Genomic DNA, 18,118 nt, shown 5'->3' with positions numbered 1-18,118 from the left:
ATGGGCGCCCCGGGGGGCAATCGGCATGCCGAAGGTAGGGATGTTCCATGATGAGCCATGGCCACCGGACTTTGGACACACCTGGCGCATGGCCCAACTTTGCGGCCACCCGCACGGAACCCATGCGCATCGACATCCTCACCGCCGTACCTGCGCTGATGCAGGGTTGGTACGACGCCAGCATCGTGAAAAGGGCCCGTGACAAGGGCGTGGTGGAAGTGCACGTCCATGACCTGCGGCAATGGAGCACGGACAAGCACCGGCGCCTGGACGATGAGCCATTCGGTGGCGGTGCGGGCATGGTGATGATGGTGGGCCCGATCCACCGGGCCATCGAACAACTGAAATCCGAACGTGACTACGCCGAAACCATCTACATGAGCCCGGACGGCGAGCTGCTTAACCAGCCGCTGGTGAACCGCCTGAGCGTGATCGGGAACCTGATCCTGCTTTGCGGCCACTACAAGGGGGTGGACGAGCGGGTGCGCGAGCATCTCATCGACCGCGAGATCAGCATTGGCGACTACGTGCTGTCCGGGGGGGAACTGGCCGCAGCCGTGCTCACCGATGCCATCACCAGACTGGTGCCCGGGGCTTTGGGCGACGAGACCTCGGCCCTGAGCGACAGCTTCCAGGACGGTCTGGTGGCCCCGCCGGTCTATACCCGACCGGCCGTTTATGAGGGTTGGAAAGTGCCGGAGGTGCTCACCAGCGGCCATCAGGCCCGCATCGAAGCCTGGCGGTACGAACGCGCGGTGGAACGCACCAAGGCACGGCGCCCCCACCTGCTCCCCCCATCGGAAGGGGATGGGGCGGGTTAGTGAAGCCGAAAGTTGCTTAATATTGCGCCCCGATTTCAGGGTCCCTTCCTCTACCACGGACCCGCAACGCACACCTGCCATGGATCGCATCAAGCAACTGGAAAAGGAGTACTCCCCGCTCAAGGCCCATCCGGAGTTCAAGGCCGGCGACACGATCACGGTGCACTACCGGATCAAAGAGGGCAACAAAGAGCGCGTGCAGCAGTTCCAAGGCGTGGTGATCCAGCGCAAGGGCACCGGCAGCACCGGCACCTTCACCGTGCGGAAGATCAGCAACAACGTGGGCGTTGAGCGCATCTTCCCGGTGGCCTCCCCCTTCATCGACAAGATCGACGTGAACAAGCGTGGCGTGGTTCGCCGGGCCCGGATCTTCTATCTCCGGGACCGTCGGGGCAAGAGCGCCCGCATCACCGAGAAGCGCCAGGCCGTAACGGCCGGGGAGGCGCAATAGGCCACCCTCCCGAATTCGCTGAAGAAGCCGTCCCCGGGGACGGCTTCTTCATTTGCCCGAAGGCACGGTCAATAGACCCCGGTCGCCAGCATGACCAGTGTACAAGCGTTCTCCACTTCGACCCCTTGGGCGGTGGCGCGCTTCGCGAAAGCTGGATTCTCGGCGCCAGGGTTGAAAATGATGCGGCGCGGGGACAAGGCCAGCAGCAGGTCCTCCCACGGGGCCTGGTTCGCAGCGGACAGGTACATCGTCACCGTGTCAACCAAGGCGTCCGGGGGCAACTCCCGCTGGATGGGGACATCCGCCACCATACCCTGGCGCTTCCCGATGGCGAGCACCGGGTAGCCCCGCTCCCGCAGCCGACGGATGGCCAGGTTGGCATAGCGCATCGGGTTGGGACTGGCCCCCAAGACCAAGGTCACAGGATGATGTCCTTCATTGCCCACCATGGTGCAAAGATCGGCGCACCATGAACAGGCCCTGTGGACGCCTTCCTCGCTCTTAACCGGTCCTTCATACCCCGGAAACACCATTGGGCCAGTTTTGGCCATCGTGCGGCACGCGACCAGCGCCCCGGCGATCCACATGAAAAGGAAGATCGACATCCTGGTGCTCTCGGACCTTCACCTGGGCACCTACGGCTGCCGTGCCCGCGAACTGAAAGACTACCTGCGGGGCATCAAGCCGAAAATGGTGGTGCTCAACGGCGACATCATCGACATCTGGCAGTTCAAGAAGAGCTATTTCCCCAAGAGCCACATGCAGGTCCTGAAGAGGCTGTTGAAGATGGCGGCCAAGGTGCCGGTGTACTACATCACGGGCAACCACGATGAGGCCTTGCGCAGGTACAGCCCGGCCATGCTCGGCAACCTGCAACTCCTGGACAAATTGGTGCTCACCGTGGATGGACAGCGCTACTGGTTCTTCCACGGTGACATTTTCGACGCGACCATGAAGCACGCCAAGTGGCTGGCCAAACTCGGCGGCTTCGGCTATGACCTGCTCATCCGGATCAACAACGTGGTGAATTGGTTCCTGGAGCGGACCGGCCGGCCGCGCATGAGCTTCAGCAAAAGGGTGAAGCGCAGTGTGAAGCGCGCCGTGGCCTACATCGGGGACTTCGAGGAGACGGCGGCGAGCATCGCCGTGCATGAAGGGTATGACCATGTGGTGTGCGGCCATATCCACCAGCCCCAGATCAGGCGTATCGATACTTCCAAGGGGAGCGTGAACTACATGAACTCCGGTGATTGGATCGAGCACATGAGCGCGCTCGAATACGCGGACGGTCATTGGTCCCTTTACATGCACGAGGCATCCGTGGGCCTGGGCACAGGTGTGGGGCGCACAATGGTACAGGAGCCAACAGCCATAAGGGCCTGAGGCTTCAAGCCTCTGTCATCCCTTTCCGAAGATCCTCCACGGTACGCTCCGGCAGGCGATGCAGGTCAAGCAGCATCAGGCCGTCCAGCGCATCATTGAAGCGAGGGTCGCGGTTGAAGCCGATGATGCGGGCGTGCAGCAGCAGGTACTTCTTCAGCAGCACAGGCATGCCGGTCTCATGGGGATCCACCTCGGCGATGAGCCGGTCCATCTTCTTCAGATCGGCCATGGAGGCCTGCACGAGCGCCTCGCTGTCGGACTTGTCGTTGCGCACTTTGAACCGGTTGCGCGGCCGCACCCAGGCGGCCATCTCATCATCATAATGGTTCTGGCGCACGAATTCCATGATGAGTTTGCGCGAGAACCGGCTGTAGGTGGCGCTGATGCTCACCGGACCTATGAGGTAGCGCATGTCAGTATTCGCCATCATGTGCAGCAGCAGGCCGCGCCAGAGCATGTACAAGGGCAGTCGCTGGCGTTGATAATCCTGCGTGACGAATGAACGGCCCAGCTCGAAACTCTTTCGCAGCACACGGTCCATGCGACGGTCCATGCGAAAAAGCGTGCTGATGTAGAAAGCACGCCGTCCATACTTGCCCATGATGCTCCGGCCGTCACCGATACGGTAGGCGCCAGCGATTCGCCGTTGGGCACGGTCCCAGAGGAAGAGGTGGTCGTAGTAGATGTCGAACTCGTCCAGGTCGATGGCCTTGTTGGTGCCTTCGCCCACAACGCGGAAGGTCTCCTCCCGCAGCCGTCCGATCTCGCGGAGGATGTTCGGGATCCTGTGACTGGGTGCGAGATAGAGCTCGAATTCCGCCTGCTCGTTCAGCTTCAGGTCGGCCAGGCCGTCGATCTCGCGCAGCAACAGGTCGCTCTCCACCGCCGGAACGACATCCTTGGGCCTGCGCGGAAAGCGCAGCGGGGTGAAGAGATCGCGCTTCACCTGCAGGCCACTGCCCAGGGCGTAGGTCTTCGCACGCAAGTATCGTGTGAGTTGCTCGGCCGAGGTGAACGCCTCGATGTCCGACGGCGCGATGGGCTTGCCCACACGCATCCTCAGCGAACGACCACGCATGCGCAACATCTCCTTCGGCAGTGCCAGTGTGCGCAGGTTGGGATGGATCATGCCCAGCATGTGGAACAACACACTGTTGTTGCCATCGAACCATACGGGTACCACGGGCACGCCCAGATGCTGCGTGAGCTTGATGGCCGGCATCTTCCAGCGCGGGTCGGCCACGGATTTGAGTTCCGTGCGCCAGCTGCTCACCTCCCCGGCCGGGAACAGCGCGAGCGCCCCCCCACCCTGCACATGGGCCATGGCCTGTCGCATGCCTTGGAAACTGCTTCTCGCCGTGAGCTTCTCGAAAGGATTCACACCTATGAAGCGATCGCGCAGGGGCTCCAATTGCTGAAGCAGGAAATTGGCCATCACCTTCAGGTCCGGCCGCACCCTGCCCAGTACATGCACCAAGGCCAGCCCATCGATGGCGCCGTATGGATGGTTGGCCACGAAGACCAGCCCACCCGAGCGCGGAATGCCGGCGAGGTCCTTTTCGTCGACCTCAATGGCCAGCTCCAGCTTGTCGAACACCGCGGCGGCGAAGTCCAGGTCATGAAGATGTTCGATGGCGTTGTAGAAGCGCTCGAGACGCTTCAACCCGCTGACCTCGGTGAGAAGGGTGATGCGCGCATCACCGGGGCGCATGTGGCTGGCCTTGGCCAGCTCAGCGGGTTCGACCAGGCGCTTCATGGACCCCGCCAAGATACCGGTTCATGGCGTGGTGGTCCCTAAACCTCCAGGATACCGATGATGCGTTCGTGCATCAGCTCCCCGCCGGGATAATTGCGCGTGTAGTCGAGGTTGATCCAATGGACACCGTCCGGATCGGTGTGGTGGTAAAGCGGCGCGTCGCCCACCTCCGTGGTGAAAAGCACCTTGCGGATCAGGAAGGCGGCCCGCTCCAATCTGGTGTCGTCGCCCACGCGCAACTCGGGGTAGACATGGCCTTCGGTCCGGACCAGGCGCACCATGCCACCGATGGCCTTGATGCAGGCCGCCATGAGGACGGCGTGATCATCGCAGTCTCCGGCCATGAGTTCGATGCTTTCGGAGGGAGGTGCGAAATATTCCCCACCCTTCACGTCGGAAACATAGGTCCAGCGCGAATTGATCTCCTTGAAGATGGAGAATGACTGCACCAGGGTGAATTCGTCCGGCCCCACGGGCACATCCGAAAAGTGGGCCGTTGCCATGCGCACGGCCGCCTTACGCACATTCGGGTCAGGGCGCACCACCAATGCACGCAGTTTGTCCGCATCATGGAAGGGCCTCTGCTTCTGCGCCGCCAATGGCACCTGGCCGGTGGTCTCCTCCAGCGAGCGAAGCCATTCGGCGTAGTCCTCATAGAGACCACCGAAGGAGTACCACCCGGTGATGGAGGTGACGGTGAGCGCGACCATGCCGGTGATGAGCACGGCGTAGACCATTTGCTGGAAGCGGTGCACCAGCACGATAAAGGCCGAGAAGATCAGCACGAAGGTGATCATGTGGTCCACCCGGAGACCACCGCCGACCGGCAGCACAATCTCGGGCACGAATCGATCGAGGATGATGAACAGCGGCAGAGTGAGCAGCAAGGCCACCAGGTAGATCACCACCAAGTGGGCCAGCCCGCCTCCCCTGTCTCCGGTCTCCATCGAACGCATGTGCATCAGGTCAACGCGATACGAGGCCGCGAAGTTCATGCCGTACGGCCTGCACCGGGCACACCATTCCTCACGATCCGCACCACTGGACTGTTAACAGCTTTTAACGGTGGGCGCCCATCGTCCATCAAGCCTTGCCAGACGGGCGATCGCCGCCATCCGTCCGCGGCACACCAGGGGCATGTTGATGTATCGGTGGCTGGCCGGTTTGGCACTTTCCCCTGTGCGGATAGTTTTGTCCGCATGCGGATGAACGAGCGGGTCCTGCATCTTCTGTCGTGTGCGCTTCTTGTGGCCACCACGGGGCAGGCCCAGAGCGACACAAGCAGCTACGGTGGTCCTGATGGTCTCGAAGCGTATGACGAGATCGAATTCTTCGAGGATCGTGGCGCGCTTCCCGAGATCGAACACGCCGCCCATGCGCTCGGCCTGAAGTGGGACGTCAACGATTCGCTGGCACTGATCCCCGGTTACGACATCTACTGCCACTTCAACACGGACGTCATCTTCGACCGGTCAGGAACGCCCAAGCTGGGCAAGGACACGCTACGCTTGACCCTGGCGCACGAGGACTGCGACCTGTCCATACCATGTCCTGGGCATATCACCTCGCCATTCGGACCCCGTAGAGGGCGCATGCACTATGGCGTGGACCTCAAGCTCAACACCGGGGATCCCGTGCACTGCGCGTTCGATGGCATGGTGCGCATCTCCAAATACAACAGGTCGTTCGGTCATGTGGTGGTGGTCCGTCACCAGAACGGCTTGGAAACGTTGTATGCGCACTTGAGCAAACGCCTGGTGAAGCCCGGCGATGAGGTCCATGCGGGCGACCTCCTGGGCCTGGGCGGGAACACGGGCCGCAGCTACGGCAGCCACCTGCACTTCGAGGTGCGTTTCCTGGACGAGCCCATCGACCCTGCCACCATCTTCGATCTGGAGAACGGCACCATCAAGGCCCGCACACTGGATATCCACCATGGCACTTTCGCGGCGATCGCCGCGGCCAAGGCCGCCATGGCCGCGCGCAAATACCACACGGTGCGAAGCGGGGACACGCTCTCCGGCATCGCCAGGCGCTACGGCACCTCGGTGAACCAGCTCTGCCAGTTGAACGGCCTGAGGCGCGACAGCATCATCCGCGTGGGTCAGCGGCTTCGCTACAACTGATCGCCCGGGCGACGCAGGTTGCTGGTGGCGAAACGCGTCACGGCCGATATCAGGTCCTGGTTGTACATGGGCGAGAGCAAGAACTCGCGCTGATCACGAACGCGCAGCAGCACCAGGTCGTGTTTGGCCTCGGGCAAGCGGTCTATGATGCCGCGGCCGAGACCCAGGGTGAAGGAGGTGAGGCCGATGTCCACTGTGCAATAGCCGAGGAAGGCCCTGATGCGCTCCCGCGCCTTGCTCGGGTCTCCGGCACGGGTGCGCGAACGGATATACTCCCTGGCCGCCGCACGGTCCAGCAGGCTGGCGTCAGCGATATCGGCCAGGCGTATCTCCAGGCGCTCGCGGCCATGCTCCAGCACAAGCCGGTCCTCCTCCACCGTATACACGCAGCGGTTCACCAGATCACGGGAGATGGCCACCAGCAGGCCCACGACGCATCCCGCCCCGATGACGAGCAGGGGCCAGAAAAGGCCCGCTGCGGCCAGCAGGATCACACCCATGAGCAGTAGGAACGGTGTCACCCACGCCATGATCAGCGTGTTGTGCCATTGCCTGCGCGTATGGAAGCGGCGGATGCCCATGAGCGGAGCGGGAGCAGGAGCGATGCGGTGGCCGCCAAAGATCGGGGGCGGCCTGGGCCGCCCCCTGTGGGTACCGGAGAAGGGACTCGAACCCTTACAACCTTTCGGTCACACGCCCCTGAAACGTGCGCGTCTACCAATTCCGCCACTCCGGTGGGCGAAGATGTTCCTCGCTCAGGGGGCGCAAATATAAACGCCGTTCGGCGTGCCGCACTGCGAACGGATCCATCGTTGTCTCCGTTACCTTGGCGACATGGCCGGTCCGGTGCACGAAGGATTCAAGCGCATGCGCGATGGTTCGCCCGTGGACCTGCTGGACTGGGTGCGGGACTCGATCGAAGTGTCGCCCGGCGTGGAGATCCTTGTGGGGAGTGACAGCCAGAACCGGATGCGGCACACGGTTTACACCACCACGGTGGTGTTGCGCTACCACCGGAATGGCGCCCAGGTGGCCTACCAACGCGAACACGCCACGAAGGTCACCGACCTGTGGACCCGGCTCTGGGGCGAGGTGGAGCGAAGCGTGCGTTTGGCCCGTTGGCTGAGCGAGGAAGGCGGGGTGCCGGTGCGACGCATCGACATGGACCTGAACAGCGATGAAAGCCACGCCTCGCACAAGCTGCACGCCGCAGCGGTGGGCTATGTGCGCGCCCATGGCTATGAGCCCAATACCAAGCCATCCATGCTCATCGCCTCCTGGGCCGCAGATGTACTGTGCAACGGATCGGTCCGTAAGCACGAAGCCCCCATCCACCGGAAGGCGGACAGGGGCGACGTGACTCTTCAGATTGACCTTTGAACTACTTGGACAGGGGGTTCAACGGCGACATGCATCCCCAGGTTTCATCCCGGCAGGTGGTTTTCAATTTTCGTCGGGCAGGAAGCTGAAACGGCGGCCGTAGTCCAGCATCTGCTCCACGAAGTCCTTCGGCTGTCGGATGCGGATGTCCGTGACGGCACCGCTGGCATCCAACACGGGTTCCAGCATGGGGTTGACGAAGCCGCTGTACGGGGCGCTTTTCACATTCTCGCTTCGCTTGAGCACCTCGGCATGCAGGTCCTGGTCCACCTTGACGCCGTACTTCTCGATCAGGTCGCGCCCTGCCGCGTAGTCGCCCTGGCTCTTGATGCGCTGCACCTCCCGCAGCAGATCACCGAAGAGCCCGCGCAGGCCTTCCACATCATGCACGCGGACGAAGGAGCGGCCATCGACCTTGTCCAACGTGACGATCCCCTGGGGCGCGCCCTTTTCCAACACCCACTTGCTCACCGTCTGGCGGTTGCGCATATGGGCCTGCTGCACGTCATCGCCCAGCTTCAGCCTGCGCAGTTGCAGCATCAGGCCGTTGCGCAGATAGGCCTCATATTCGGCCCGGCCCACTTCCAGGTCGGGCATCAGTCCGATCTCCACCAATTTGGGATCGGTGATGTAGTACAGCGCCACCAGATCCGCACGTGCCTCTTCCAGGGGACTTGCGTAGTTCTTCAACATATCGGGATTCTTGCCGGGCTCCAACACGCCGCTGGCGTGGCCGATGACCTCATGCAGGGCGGTGTGCAGCTTGCCGGCCAATGATTGGTATTTCTCGGCCCGCTCGCGTTCGGCATCATCGAAGGCGAACTCCTTCAGCATTTCACCGCCGCTGGCCTTCTCATAGGCTTCGGAGATGTTGCCCAGGCTCACGCTCTTGCTGCCGTGTTCGGCCCGGATCCAGTTGGCGTTGGGCAGATTCACCCCCACCGGCGTGCTGGGGCTGGCATCACCGGCCTCGCCCACCACGTTGATGAAGTTGTAGGTGATGCCCACCACGTCCTTGCGCTTGTGTTTCGGCATGATCGGACTGTTCTCTTCGAACCAGCCGGCGTAGTCCATCAGCACGGCCATGCGCTGGCTGGCCTCGGGGTCCTTCATCTGCACGATGACCTCGTAACTGCCCTTCAAGCCCATCGGATCCTGGTACACCTCCACGAAACCATGGATGAAGTCGATATCGCTGGAAGTGTCCTGCACCCAGGCGATGTTGAAATCGTCCCAGGTCTTCAGGTCACCTGTGCGGTAGTAGTCGATCAGCAGACCGATGGCCTTCTCCTGCTGGGGGTTGAGGGCCACACCACGTGCCTTCTCCAGCCACTCCACCACTTTCTCCAAGGCCGGGCCGTACATGCCACCCACCTTCCAAACGGCTTCGGTGACCTTGCCATCGGCGCCACGCACCACCTTGCTGTTGAGGCCATGACTCAAGGGCCTGGGGGCATTGGGGTCCACGATGGCATCGTAGTACAACTCCACCTCCTTCTGCGAAACATCCTGACCGTAGAAGTTCACCGCGCTGGCCAGCACCAGGTCCCGGCTGGCGTCCTGGCTCACCTTCACGGCATCGATGGTGGGATCGAACATGGTCTCAAGCACCTCATCGGGGAGGCTGTGGCCCGCTTTCGCCAGGCGCTTGGTGAACCACTCCCGCGTGAAGCCCGGAATGAACTTGGCATTGCTGTAGTGGTGATGGATGCCGTTGGCGAACCAAACTTGTTTCGCATAGGTCATGAAGGCGTCCCACTCGGCGCCCTGGTCCTCGGGTCCCTGGCCGCCCACGATCTTTTCCAAAGCGCGGCGGATGCGCAGGTTGTGCCGGTGGTTCTGGTCCCACATGATGTCGCGCCCCGCCAGACCGCTCATGGTGAGGTAGTAGGCCAGTTGTTTCTGCTGCAACGGGATCATGTCCCAACCGGGAATGCGGTAGCGCAGGATGCGCAGGTCTTCGAACTGGTCCACCTCCCAATTGAAGGTGGTGTCGGCCACGGGGACCTCGGTGGTCTTGTCCGCGGACCCGCCGCACGCGACCAGCCAGGGCAGCGCCAGCAGCAGATACTTGATGTTCATGGGAAAGGGTTGGTTTCGATGGACGGCGAAGATAGCCGGGGCCATGCACCGTCCGGCCCTGCCCGCGCTCAGCCTTCGCCCCGGTCCCGGCGCGGTTGCTGCAGCCTCATCTGGGCCTTGGAATGCTCCACCAACCGTTTCATCCGGTGGTAGGCCGTCAGTTGCTTGTTGTAGCGTTTCAGGTCGGCGTGGTTGAGGGTCTCCACGTGGAGCAGGTCCATCTTGTCGGCCAGATCGTTGAGCTTCACCCGTATGGCCAGGTTGTCCTGCATCACCCGGTCGATGTATTGTTCGTAGGTCTCCTCCTTCTGCCGAGTGATGTGGTCCAAGGCCTTCAAGACCCGTCCGTTGAAGCCCTTCGCGGCGAGATCGGGCGCCTTCAGCGAGGAGCGCTCCAACACATCGTGGAGGGCACCCAGCACCTGTTCGTCCAGGTCCTGACCGCGCATCATCACACGCATCACATGCAGGATGTAAGGTTTGCCGAAACGATCGACCTGACCCTTGTGGACCTTGGCGGCGAGCCGGATGGCGGTCTCCAACAGGTGTTCCATCGAGGCCGTGCGGAACTACTTGTCCAATGTGATGCGCAGGTCCAGCGCGGAGGGGTCGCGAGAGATGACGGCGAAATCCGTCTCCAAGCCTATCTCCTTGGTGCCCGTCGTTCTCCGCAGTACACCATCCGCGGAGGACACCTGGCCGATGGGCCTGGCGAACTTGAAGCTGTAGCGGTACTTCATCGACTCCAGCATCGCGTTCATGCCGAACTCATCGTCGTCGCCACCATCCTCACCAGCGGCAATACCGGCCCCCAGTTCATGGGCATGCCGGTTGTTGGAGCGAACCAATGTACCATCCTCCCAGCGGAAGAAATCCTGTCGCACACCGGAGCTGTCCTTTAGCAGCTCGTTCAGCGCAGCATTGAGCGCCGTGACATCCTTGAAGTTGAAACTGATCTTCTGCACCCACTTCTTTTTGGCATCCAGCTTCACCTTGCTCACACCCGGCACGGTCTTCAAGCGCCCCACCTCGGCGCTGAGGTCCATGGTGCCCATGTCATCCTGGGGCGTGCCGCCCATGTCGCCGAAACTGTTCATCATCTCACCCAGGCCGCTCATGTCCACCACGTAGGTCATGCTGCCGCTCCCGTCCTTCTTGAAGGTGTAGTGTTCTTCGATGGTGAGACAGCCGGCCAACAGCACCGTACCCAGGAGCGCGATTGAATGGCGGAGGATGTTGGCGCGGCACATGGCGTGGGAGACCGGCGCAAGGTAGGACGCGATCGGCGGAACGGAACGATGGCCATGCGCAAAGAAAAAGGCCCCCCGTTGGGGAGCCTTTTTCCGTTCAGGCGGGTGGAAGACCGGGCTTGAACCGGCGACCTTCGGAACCACAATCCGACGCTCTAACCAACTGAGCTACATCCACCAAGTCGACCGGCCTTCGCCGTTCGGCCCGCAAATATAGTCGGCACTGCGCTCCACCACGTTCGACGGGGATCGGCGCGGGACCATCGTCTTACTTTGCGACGCCGCCATGCATGTGCTTTTCCTGCCCAAATGGTACCCGGGCCGCAACGATCCCCAGTTGGGCGATTTCCTGCGAAAACAGGCCCAGGCCATGGGGCTGTATGCCCAAGTGAGCGTGCTGCATGTGGCACCCCTCAACGATGCCGGGGCACATGGCGCGCAGGATGTGGAACACCTGGACGGCGCCTGGGAGCTCCATTGTTACTACCGCGCGAACACCGCTGCCTGGAAACCCTGGCGCAAGCTGGTGAACCTGCTCCGTTGGTGGCGCACCACGCGGCGCGGCTGGCATCGGCTGGTGCGTGAACGTGGCATGCCGGACTCCCTCCATGCCTGCATTCTGGTGAGACCAGTGCTGGCGGCGCGCTGGTTCGCCTGGCGCAACAAGTTGCCTTACGTGGTGAACGAACACAGCAGTGAGTACCTCGATGGCACCTACGCGGCCAAGGGTATGCTTTTCCATGCGCTGAGCAAATGGCTCTTCCGGAATGCCGCGGTAGTGACGACTGTAAGCCCCTGGTTGGGCGAAGCCTTGGCCGCGCATGGGCTGGCAAGCTCCCCTGTGATCGTACCCAACGTGGTGCCCGGCCTGGAGCGTGCTTTGACGCCCCCTGGCGAGCCTGGCCATTTCTTCGTGGTGGCCGATCTGCTGGACGGGACCAAGAACATCAGCGGCATACTCCGCGCGCTTGCCACGGCCCGCGAACGGAACGCGGGCCTCCGGCTCACGGTCATCGGCGATGGCCCGGATCGCACCATGTTGCGGGATCTCGCCGTGCGTTTGGCGATCGGGGAACAGGTGCGGTTCCTGGGAAGACTGTCGAACCGTGAGGTGCTCGACCATCTGGCCGGTGCCATGGCCGTGGTGGTGAACAGCAATGTGGAGACATTCAGCGTGGTCACCGGCGAAGCGCTGGCGCTGGGCCGCCCTGTGATCGCCACCAGATGCGGCGGACCGGAAGCTTTCATCACCCCGGAGAACGGCATCCTCATCGGGCCGCGCGATGATGCGGCACTCGCCACGGCGATGCTCACCCTGGCCTCGGGCGACCTTCCTCATGACCCTTCGGCCATCCGGCGCAGCGTGGGCGAACGCTTCAGTCGGGAGGCTGTGGGCAGGGCGCTGCTCACCATCCACCAACGCGTCACCGGTCATGGCTGAAACGGGCTTGAACGAATTGCGCCTGGGCATCCTGTGCCGGGGCACCGTGTTCCAACGCTGGCAGGCGGAAGCCATTCGGCAGGCCCTTGCCGTTCCTGGCGTAGTGCCCGTGCTGCTGGTGACCGAAGAACCTGTGGTGGCAATGAAGCGGAGCAGGACCTGGCGCCACTGGGATACCGCGCTCTACCGTTGGTACCGCAGGCGCTTCGCCCCGCCCGCCATGCAGGAGGTGGATCTCCACGATCTGCTCGGGGCTCTCCCCTGCGTCAAGGTCAGGCCGGAACAACAAGGGATCAGGGAGTCTTTCACAAAAGACCAATGTGCGGCCATCGCGGGCCACCGGCCGGATGTGCTGCTGCGCTTCGGATTCAACATCCTCACGGGCGGCATCCTGTCCCTGCCACGCTTCGGGGTGTGGAGCTTCCATCACGGCGACCCTGCACACTACCGGGGCGGCCCTCCGGGGCTGTGGGAGATCGTGGACGGGGAGCCCGTGACCGGCGCCGTGCTGCAGCGCCTCACCGAGGATCTGGACCAGGGCCGCATACTTCGGCAAGGGTGGTTCGCCACCGTGGACCACAGTCATGCCGAGACCGTGGAGACGGTGCTCATGCACAGCGCCATCTGGCCTGCGCAGGTGATGCGCACCCTGCTGGCCGGCGATACCACGGCCAGCGATGGGGTACCCCCAGCAGGCAGGGGCAAGCTCACGCGATATCCGGGTACGGCCTCGCTGCTGCGCTTTCTCTGGTCCATGGCCGGGAACAAGCTGCGCTTCCACCGGCGCGATCTGCGCGAACATGAGGAATGGAACATCGGCGTGCTCAATCGGCCCATCACCGACCTGCTGGCCGACGATCCGCCATTGAATGTGCGGTGGTTGCCGCCACCCGCACAAGGCACCTTCCGAGCGGACCCCTTCGGTTATGTGGACGAGCAGGGCCGGCTGAACATGCTGTACGAAAAATTCGACCATGCCACGGGCAAAGGCGAGATAGCACGGTTGCGGCCCAAGCAGGACAATGTGATCAAGCGTTCGCGCACCATGCTCGCTGGAGACACCCATTTCTCCTATCCCTACGTGGTGAAGCATGAAGGAGTGATCTGGGTGGTGCCTGAGAACGCCGCGAGCGGCCGGGTGGACCTGTATCGGGTGAACGAGACGAACGACGGCCTCGATCTCGTTGGTACCCTGTTGAACGAAGCCCTTTGCGACCCCACGATCTTCCAGCATGATGGACGCTGGTGGCTGTTCGGCACCAAGGCGCCGTTGACCAATGTCGCACTCTACGCGTACTGGAGCGACCATTTCGAAGGTCCATACCACCCTCACCTGTTCCAGCCGGTGAAAATGGACATCCGTTCGGCACGCCCGGCGGGCACACCCTTCCTGCACGGTAAGGAAATGTGGCGTCCGTCCCAGGACAGTTCCCTCACCTATGGCGGCCGCATCGCCTTCAACCGCGTGGTGGAACTGGATCCCATGCGATTCCGCGAAGAGACCCTGTATCACCTGGGCCCCCTGAAGGGCAGCGCTTATGGGGCCGGCCTGCACACGCTGTGCGCCATGGACGGCATCACCCTGCTGGATGGCAAGCGCTTCACCCGCGTACCGCAACGTGCGAAGGCCGCCCGCGATCGCAAGCTGGGCAAATTGAAACGCCGCAGGAAATGATCCGCCCAGTGCTCGGCACCATCGGCACCCGCATCGTGGTGATGGCGTCCAACCTGCTTGTGATCGCCGTGGCTGGCCATGCGCTTGGCACCGAAGGTCTTGGCGAGATCGGCCTCATCGTGCTCGGCATCACGCTGATCATGGTGCTGAACAATGTGATCGGCGGAGGTGCGCTGGTGTACCTCGTGCCCCGGCTGCCCGCACGAACGCTGCTGCTTCCAGCCTACCTCTGGGCGGTGTTCACGGCCTTGGTGGCTGCCGCGGTGATGCACACGTTGCCACTGGTGCCCGAAGGTCTGGAATGGCACGTGGTCCTGCTGGCCTTCATCCAATCGCTCTACACCATCCACTTCGGCATCCTGCTCGGGCAGGAACGCATCCGCAGGTACAACACCATCTCCGTCCTCCAATCGATCGTGTTGCTGGGAGCATTCGTGTCGCTGACCTCAGCCGCCGAGAATGCGCATGTGGGGCATTTTGTGACGGCCTCGTATCTGTCCTTCCTCACATCACTGGTGGCTTCGGCCTGGGCGATCCGTCGCCCGGGGAAGAGCCCTTCGACGCCGGGGCCATGGGCCTGGGGCGCCATGTTCCGGCACGGTGGCTTCACACAAGCGGCCAATCTGCTGCAGTTGCTCAACTACCGTCTGGCCTACTACCTGATCGATCTTTACCGCGGCACTTCGGCGCTGGGGCTCTACACCGTGGCGAACCAATTGGCCGAAAGCGCCTGGCTGGTGCCGAAGAGCCTGGGCATGGTGCTGCATGTGCGCGTGAGCAATCTGGAGGAGGTCGATCGGCAGCGCGACCTGACCCTGGCCATCATGAAGGCCGCCACAGCCTTCGCCTTGCTCGTTACGCTCGTGATCCTGATGCTTCCCGATCTTCTTTTCCAATGGGTCTTCGGTCCGGAGGTGGTCGGTGTCGTTCCGTTGGTGCTGCTGCTGGCACCGGGCCTGGTAGCCATGGCGGCCTCCCAGGCTTTGAGCCATTGGAGCAGCGGTACCGGACGTCATCATCACAACGCCATCGGCTCGGGCATCGGCTTGTGCTTCACCCTGGTGGCCGGTCCGCTGTTGATCCCGACCCACGGACTGGATGGCGCCGCGCTCGCCGCCACGCTGGCCTATTGTGCCAACACAATATACCAGCTGATCGTCTTCATGCGCCTGACCCGCACACCCTGGACCATGCTCCTGCCCCGCCGGTCCGATCTGGAACTGGTGCGGCGCGCCTGGAAGACCGTCAGAGGGGGCAAGGCCACTGTGCCGGGTATCGAGTGACAGCGCTCGAAGTACTTTGGCCACCGCATGTTCGCATCGTGGCGCATCGCCCTCATAGACCGCCTGGTGGGCCTCAATGAACGTTGGGTCTTCGAGCGCAGACTGGCACGCCACTACCGGCGGGTGCTGCGTTCAGGCATCAGGCTGGTGATCGATGTGGGGGGCAACCGTGGCCAGACCATTCGCTTCTTCCGAAGGCTGGATCGGCGGTGCGTGATCCACACCTTCGAACCCGACCCGGCGCTGTTCGCCTTGCTCCAGGAACGCTTCGCCGGCATCGAAGGCGTCCACCTGCACCCTGAAGGCATCAGCGACCAGGCGGGTGAGAAGCTCTTCCATGAGAACGTGCTGGGCTACACCTCCACCTTCGAGCGTCTTGATCAGGGATCGGCCTATCTGGAGAAAAAAGCGCGCATCCTGGGGGTGGACAAAGGGGCGATCGTGAAACGCAGCTACCCGGTGCGCGTGACCACGCTGCGCGAATTCCTCTCAGGCATGGCACCCTGCACCGTGGATGTGCTGAAGATCGACACCGAGGGCCACGAGCATGCCTGTCTGGAAGGCCTGTTCCCACTGCCTGCCGGAGCGATGATCCGCTACGTCCAACTGGAAGACCACCGCGATGACATGTACGCCGACCGTGTGCCCTTCGCTCGTTCGGAGCAATTGCTGCGCGAACACGGATTCGAGCTGGACGCGCGCATTCCGCATGGTTTCGGCGAGTTGGACGATGTGGTCTTCCGTCGGTCGGCCAACGTTTGAAGTGGAAGGCCATGCGCGTCTCGGTCATCATTCCCTGCTACAATGTGGAAGACTGGATCGGCACCAGCCTGCGCAGCGCGCTGGAGCAGACCCATGCCGACCTGGAGATCATCGTGGTGGACGATGGCAGCGCCGATGGAACGGTGGCCCGCGTGGAGGAATTGATGCACATGCGACCGGACAGGATCGCGCTGCTTCGCGGTGACCATGCCGGGGCGTGTGCGGCGCGCAACAAAGGCCTGCGGGCGGCCACGGGTACCTGGCTGCAATTCCTGGATGCCGACGACCGGTTGATGCCGGACAAGATCGCCGGTCAGGTCACCATCGCCGAAGCGAACCCCACGGCCGTGGCGGTCATTGGCGACTTTGTGAACGAGTTGGCCCATGGTGGTGAAGAGACCATGAACGCGATACCCGGCGATCCGTGGGAAGGCCTGGTGAAGACCCGCTTGGGCACCACCAGTGCCAACCTGTGGCGGCGCGATGCTTTGCTGGCCGCGGGCGGCTGGGACGAGCAATTGGCCAGCAGCCAGGACTATGAGCTGCTCTTCCGGCTGTTGGCCGCCGGGGGAAGTGTGGCTTTCGATCCGCGGCCCGCCACCCGCGTGGTGAAACGAACGGGAGGCAGCATCAGCCGCACCGACGTGAAGGACAACTGGCTGCGCTACATCGATCTGCGTCTGCGCATGCGCGACCATCTGCGCACCTTGGACCCCAGGACCTATGGCGCGCTGCTGGCCGACCTGGACCAATACCTCTTCATGGCCTTCCATCTGCTGGCCCACGAGGACCTTCCGCTCGCCAGCGATCTCTACCGCCGCCATTTGTCCAAGGGCTTCATACCGAGGCCAGGAAAGGCGATCACACCGCGCTACATCATGGCGCACAAGCTGCTGGGCTTCGAACGTGCCGTGCGGTTGGGCCGCATGCTCAAGCACTGAACCCACTCAGCGGAGCGCCAGCAGATCGTCCACCCCGGGCGGCCGTGCACAGGTGTAGCCTTCGGCATAGGGCACGCCAATGAGCCTGCCCAATTGGCGGTGTCGCCCTTCCAGGTAGGGCATGAAATCCGGATTGGCGATGGGGCTGGGCGGCTCCTGGCTCGCAGGGTCATGGAACTGGGAGGCGAAGCACCGCAGAGCCTCCTGCTTCCGCTCCCAATGCGCGGTAACGTCCACCACCAGGTCGGGGTCGATCCAATTGTCCTGGATGGCGTGCAACACGTGCACGGGGCGCCAGGGCTTCTGTTCTTCGCCATCATGCAAGGTCTCCACGCGTCGCAAGCCACTGAGGAAACTTGCTTCAGCCACCAGTGCTGCGGCACGGCCATGGTCCGGATGGCGGTCGCGTACCGCGTTGGTCAGCAGCACCCTGGGCCGGTGCAGGCGGATGCAGGCGACCACCTTCAACAGGCTCTCCCTATCGGCCCGGAAGAAACCGTCCGGCAGACCCAGTTGATAGCGGAATCCGGCTCCAAGCACCTGCCGCGCGGCTTCCGCTTCGCTGGCCCGCAGCTCGGCGCTGCCACGGGTGCCAAGTTCTCCGGCGGTCAGTTCCACCAGACCAACGGCATGGCCCAAGGCCACATGCCGCAGCACGGTGCCCGCCATGGAGATCTCCACATCATCGGGATGCGCCGTTACGCAAAGGAGGTCCACTTGCCGCATGGTTCCGCTCATCATCGGGCGAAGATGGGGATCCTCCGCGT

At 62.9% G+C, this 18,118-nt stretch carries 18 protein-coding genes and 2 tRNA genes; 10 read left to right on the top strand and 10 right to left on the bottom strand.

Annotation, left to right across the window (positions count from 1 at the left end; all coding sequences use genetic code 11):
• Nucleotides 1-122: 122 nt before the first annotated feature.
• Nucleotides 123-821: a tRNA (guanosine(37)-N1)-methyltransferase TrmD gene (trmD, locus tag KIT10_00360; GenBank protein MCW5897693.1), complete on the top strand. Its 699-nt coding sequence runs from the start codon at nucleotides 123-125 to the stop codon at nucleotides 819-821.
• 79 nt (nucleotides 822-900) lie between these two features.
• The gene (gene rplS / locus KIT10_00355; protein ID MCW5897692.1) at nucleotides 901-1,272 is read left to right on the top strand and encodes a 50S ribosomal protein L19; all 372 of its coding nucleotides are present in this window, start codon (nucleotides 901-903) and stop codon (nucleotides 1,270-1,272) included.
• A gap of 68 nt (nucleotides 1,273-1,340) precedes the next feature.
• Here the strand turns inward: rplS and KIT10_00350 are convergent, their stop codons facing one another.
• Complete coding sequence (locus KIT10_00350; protein MCW5897691.1) at nucleotides 1,341-1,721, bottom strand: CoA-binding protein; 381 nt, start codon at nucleotides 1,719-1,721, stop codon at nucleotides 1,341-1,343.
• A 136-nt stretch (nucleotides 1,722-1,857) separates the two neighbouring features.
• Between KIT10_00350 and KIT10_00345 the strand changes: the two genes are divergently transcribed.
• Complete coding sequence (locus KIT10_00345) at nucleotides 1,858-2,655, top strand: UDP-2,3-diacylglucosamine diphosphatase (GenBank protein ID MCW5897690.1); 798 nt, start codon at nucleotides 1,858-1,860, stop codon at nucleotides 2,653-2,655.
• A gap of 4 nt (nucleotides 2,656-2,659) precedes the next feature.
• Here the strand turns inward: KIT10_00345 and KIT10_00340 are convergent, their stop codons facing one another.
• Both KIT10_00340 and KIT10_00335 read right to left on the bottom strand, forming a co-directional pair.
• A complete protein-coding gene (locus KIT10_00340; GenBank protein ID MCW5897689.1) occupies nucleotides 2,660-4,411 on the bottom strand; it encodes a lysophospholipid acyltransferase family protein in 1,752 nt (583 codons plus the stop codon).
• 38 nt (nucleotides 4,412-4,449) lie between these two features.
• Entirely contained in the window at nucleotides 4,450-5,367 is a 918-nt protein-coding gene (locus KIT10_00335) for a hypothetical protein (protein MCW5897688.1), read from the bottom strand.
• A gap of 243 nt (nucleotides 5,368-5,610) precedes the next feature.
• On the opposite strand from KIT10_00335, the gene KIT10_00330 reads away from it, so the two are divergent.
• On the top strand, nucleotides 5,611-6,537 hold the full coding sequence (locus KIT10_00330; protein MCW5897687.1) for a peptidoglycan DD-metalloendopeptidase family protein: 927 nt from the start codon (nucleotides 5,611-5,613) through the stop codon (nucleotides 6,535-6,537).
• Here the strand turns inward: KIT10_00330 and KIT10_00325 are convergent.
• Nucleotides 6,528-7,118: a hypothetical protein gene (locus tag KIT10_00325; protein ID MCW5897686.1), complete on the bottom strand. Its 591-nt coding sequence runs from the start codon at nucleotides 7,116-7,118 to the stop codon at nucleotides 6,528-6,530. The genes KIT10_00330 and KIT10_00325 overlap by 10 nt on opposite strands.
• A 71-nt stretch (nucleotides 7,119-7,189) precedes the next feature.
• A tRNA-Leu gene (locus KIT10_00320) sits at nucleotides 7,190-7,273 on the bottom strand.
• A gap of 98 nt (nucleotides 7,274-7,371) precedes the next feature.
• On the opposite strand from KIT10_00320, the gene KIT10_00315 reads away from it, so the two are divergent.
• Nucleotides 7,372-7,917, top strand: coding sequence for a hypothetical protein (locus tag KIT10_00315; GenBank protein MCW5897685.1), 546 nt, complete (start codon nucleotides 7,372-7,374; stop codon nucleotides 7,915-7,917).
• Nucleotides 7,918-7,980: 63 nt separating this feature from the next.
• On the opposite strand, the gene KIT10_00310 is transcribed toward KIT10_00315, so the two are convergent.
• From KIT10_00310 to KIT10_00295, 4 genes are all read right to left on the bottom strand, one after another.
• Nucleotides 7,981-9,999 (bottom strand): dihydrofolate reductase, encoded by a 2,019-nt coding sequence (locus tag KIT10_00310; protein ID MCW5897684.1) that lies wholly within the window; start codon nucleotides 9,997-9,999, stop codon nucleotides 7,981-7,983.
• 68 nt (nucleotides 10,000-10,067) lie between these two features.
• Nucleotides 10,068-10,553 carry a phosphohydrolase gene (locus tag KIT10_00305; protein ID MCW5897683.1) on the bottom strand — a complete coding sequence of 162 codons (486 nt, stop codon included), beginning with the start codon at nucleotides 10,551-10,553 and terminating at the stop codon, nucleotides 10,068-10,070.
• A 15-nt stretch (nucleotides 10,554-10,568) separates the two neighbouring features.
• Nucleotides 10,569-11,249, bottom strand: coding sequence for a hypothetical protein (locus tag KIT10_00300; GenBank protein MCW5897682.1), 681 nt, complete (start codon nucleotides 11,247-11,249; stop codon nucleotides 10,569-10,571).
• Between the two features lie 103 nt (nucleotides 11,250-11,352).
• A tRNA-His gene (locus KIT10_00295) sits at nucleotides 11,353-11,428 on the bottom strand.
• Between the two features lie 107 nt (nucleotides 11,429-11,535).
• Between KIT10_00295 and KIT10_00290 the strand changes: the two genes are divergently transcribed.
• Genes KIT10_00290 through KIT10_00270 form a run of 5 tightly spaced genes read left to right on the top strand, consistent with a single transcriptional unit; the run spans nucleotide 11,536 to nucleotide 17,351 of the window.
• Nucleotides 11,536-12,690 carry a glycosyltransferase gene (locus tag KIT10_00290; protein ID MCW5897681.1) on the top strand — a complete coding sequence of 385 codons (1,155 nt, stop codon included), beginning with the start codon at nucleotides 11,536-11,538 and terminating at the stop codon, nucleotides 12,688-12,690.
• On the top strand, nucleotides 12,683-14,365 hold the full coding sequence (locus KIT10_00285; GenBank protein ID MCW5897680.1) for a hypothetical protein: 1,683 nt from the start codon (nucleotides 12,683-12,685) through the stop codon (nucleotides 14,363-14,365). The genes KIT10_00290 and KIT10_00285 overlap by 8 nt, the downstream gene beginning before the upstream one ends.
• Nucleotides 14,362-15,648, top strand: a complete 1,287-nt coding sequence (locus KIT10_00280; GenBank protein MCW5897679.1) for a polysaccharide biosynthesis C-terminal domain-containing protein — start codon at nucleotides 14,362-14,364, stop codon at nucleotides 15,646-15,648. Before KIT10_00285 ends, KIT10_00280 begins: the two co-directional genes overlap by 4 nt.
• A gap of 27 nt (nucleotides 15,649-15,675) precedes the next feature.
• Nucleotides 15,676-16,410 carry an FkbM family methyltransferase gene (locus KIT10_00275; protein ID MCW5897678.1) on the top strand — a complete coding sequence of 245 codons (735 nt, stop codon included), beginning with the start codon at nucleotides 15,676-15,678 and terminating at the stop codon, nucleotides 16,408-16,410.
• 11 nt (nucleotides 16,411-16,421) lie between these two features.
• Complete coding sequence (locus tag KIT10_00270) at nucleotides 16,422-17,351, top strand: glycosyltransferase family 2 protein (protein MCW5897677.1); 930 nt, start codon at nucleotides 16,422-16,424, stop codon at nucleotides 17,349-17,351.
• 6 nt (nucleotides 17,352-17,357) lie between these two features.
• On the opposite strand, the gene bshB1 is transcribed toward KIT10_00270, so the two are convergent.
• Entirely contained in the window at nucleotides 17,358-18,077 is a 720-nt protein-coding gene (gene bshB1, locus KIT10_00265; GenBank protein MCW5897676.1) for a bacillithiol biosynthesis deacetylase BshB1, read from the bottom strand.
• Between the last annotated feature and the right edge of the window lie 41 nt (nucleotides 18,078-18,118).

The sequence above is a fragment of the Flavobacteriales bacterium genome, assembly GCA_026129465.1.
GTDB lineage: Bacteria > Bacteroidota > Bacteroidia > Flavobacteriales_F > PHOS-HE28 > PHOS-HE28.
The sequence above is the reverse complement of the archived record's forward strand: the minus strand, read 5'-3'. Positions and strand labels throughout refer to the sequence as shown.

Bases quoted from the DNA above. Each gene is read 5' to 3' on its own strand.
- KIT10_00275 (MCW5897678.1), top strand. From the start codon at position 15,676: ATGTTCGCATCGTGGCGCATCGCCCTCATAGACCGCCTGGTGGGCCTC.
- KIT10_00310 (MCW5897684.1), bottom strand. From the start codon at position 9,999: ATGAACATCAAGTATCTGCTGCTGGCGCTGCCCTGGCTGGTCGCGTGC.
- KIT10_00335 (MCW5897688.1), bottom strand. From the start codon at position 5,367: ATGCGTTCGATGGAGACCGGAGACAGGGGAGGCGGGCTGGCCCACTTG.
- bshB1 (MCW5897676.1), bottom strand. From the start codon at position 18,077: ATGCGGCAAGTGGACCTCCTTTGCGTAACGGCGCATCCCGATGATGTG.
- KIT10_00315 (MCW5897685.1), top strand. From the start codon at position 7,372: ATGGCCGGTCCGGTGCACGAAGGATTCAAGCGCATGCGCGATGGTTCG.
- KIT10_00305 (MCW5897683.1), bottom strand. From the start codon at position 10,553: ATGGAACACCTGTTGGAGACCGCCATCCGGCTCGCCGCCAAGGTCCAC.
- KIT10_00330 (MCW5897687.1), top strand. From the start codon at position 5,611: ATGCGGATGAACGAGCGGGTCCTGCATCTTCTGTCGTGTGCGCTTCTT.
- KIT10_00300 (MCW5897682.1), bottom strand. From the start codon at position 11,249: ATGTGCCGCGCCAACATCCTCCGCCATTCAATCGCGCTCCTGGGTACG.
- trmD (MCW5897693.1), top strand. From the start codon at position 123: ATGCGCATCGACATCCTCACCGCCGTACCTGCGCTGATGCAGGGTTGG.
- KIT10_00345 (MCW5897690.1), top strand. From the start codon at position 1,858: ATGAAAAGGAAGATCGACATCCTGGTGCTCTCGGACCTTCACCTGGGC.
- KIT10_00285 (MCW5897680.1), top strand. From the start codon at position 12,683: ATGGCTGAAACGGGCTTGAACGAATTGCGCCTGGGCATCCTGTGCCGG.
- KIT10_00270 (MCW5897677.1), top strand. From the start codon at position 16,422: ATGCGCGTCTCGGTCATCATTCCCTGCTACAATGTGGAAGACTGGATC.
- rplS (MCW5897692.1), top strand. From the start codon at position 901: ATGGATCGCATCAAGCAACTGGAAAAGGAGTACTCCCCGCTCAAGGCC.
- KIT10_00325 (MCW5897686.1), bottom strand. From the start codon at position 7,118: ATGGGCATCCGCCGCTTCCATACGCGCAGGCAATGGCACAACACGCTG.
- KIT10_00290 (MCW5897681.1), top strand. From the start codon at position 11,536: ATGCATGTGCTTTTCCTGCCCAAATGGTACCCGGGCCGCAACGATCCC.
- KIT10_00350 (MCW5897691.1), bottom strand. From the start codon at position 1,721: ATGGTGGGCAATGAAGGACATCATCCTGTGACCTTGGTCTTGGGGGCC.
- KIT10_00340 (MCW5897689.1), bottom strand. From the start codon at position 4,411: ATGAAGCGCCTGGTCGAACCCGCTGAGCTGGCCAAGGCCAGCCACATG.
- KIT10_00280 (MCW5897679.1), top strand. From the start codon at position 14,362: ATGATCCGCCCAGTGCTCGGCACCATCGGCACCCGCATCGTGGTGATG.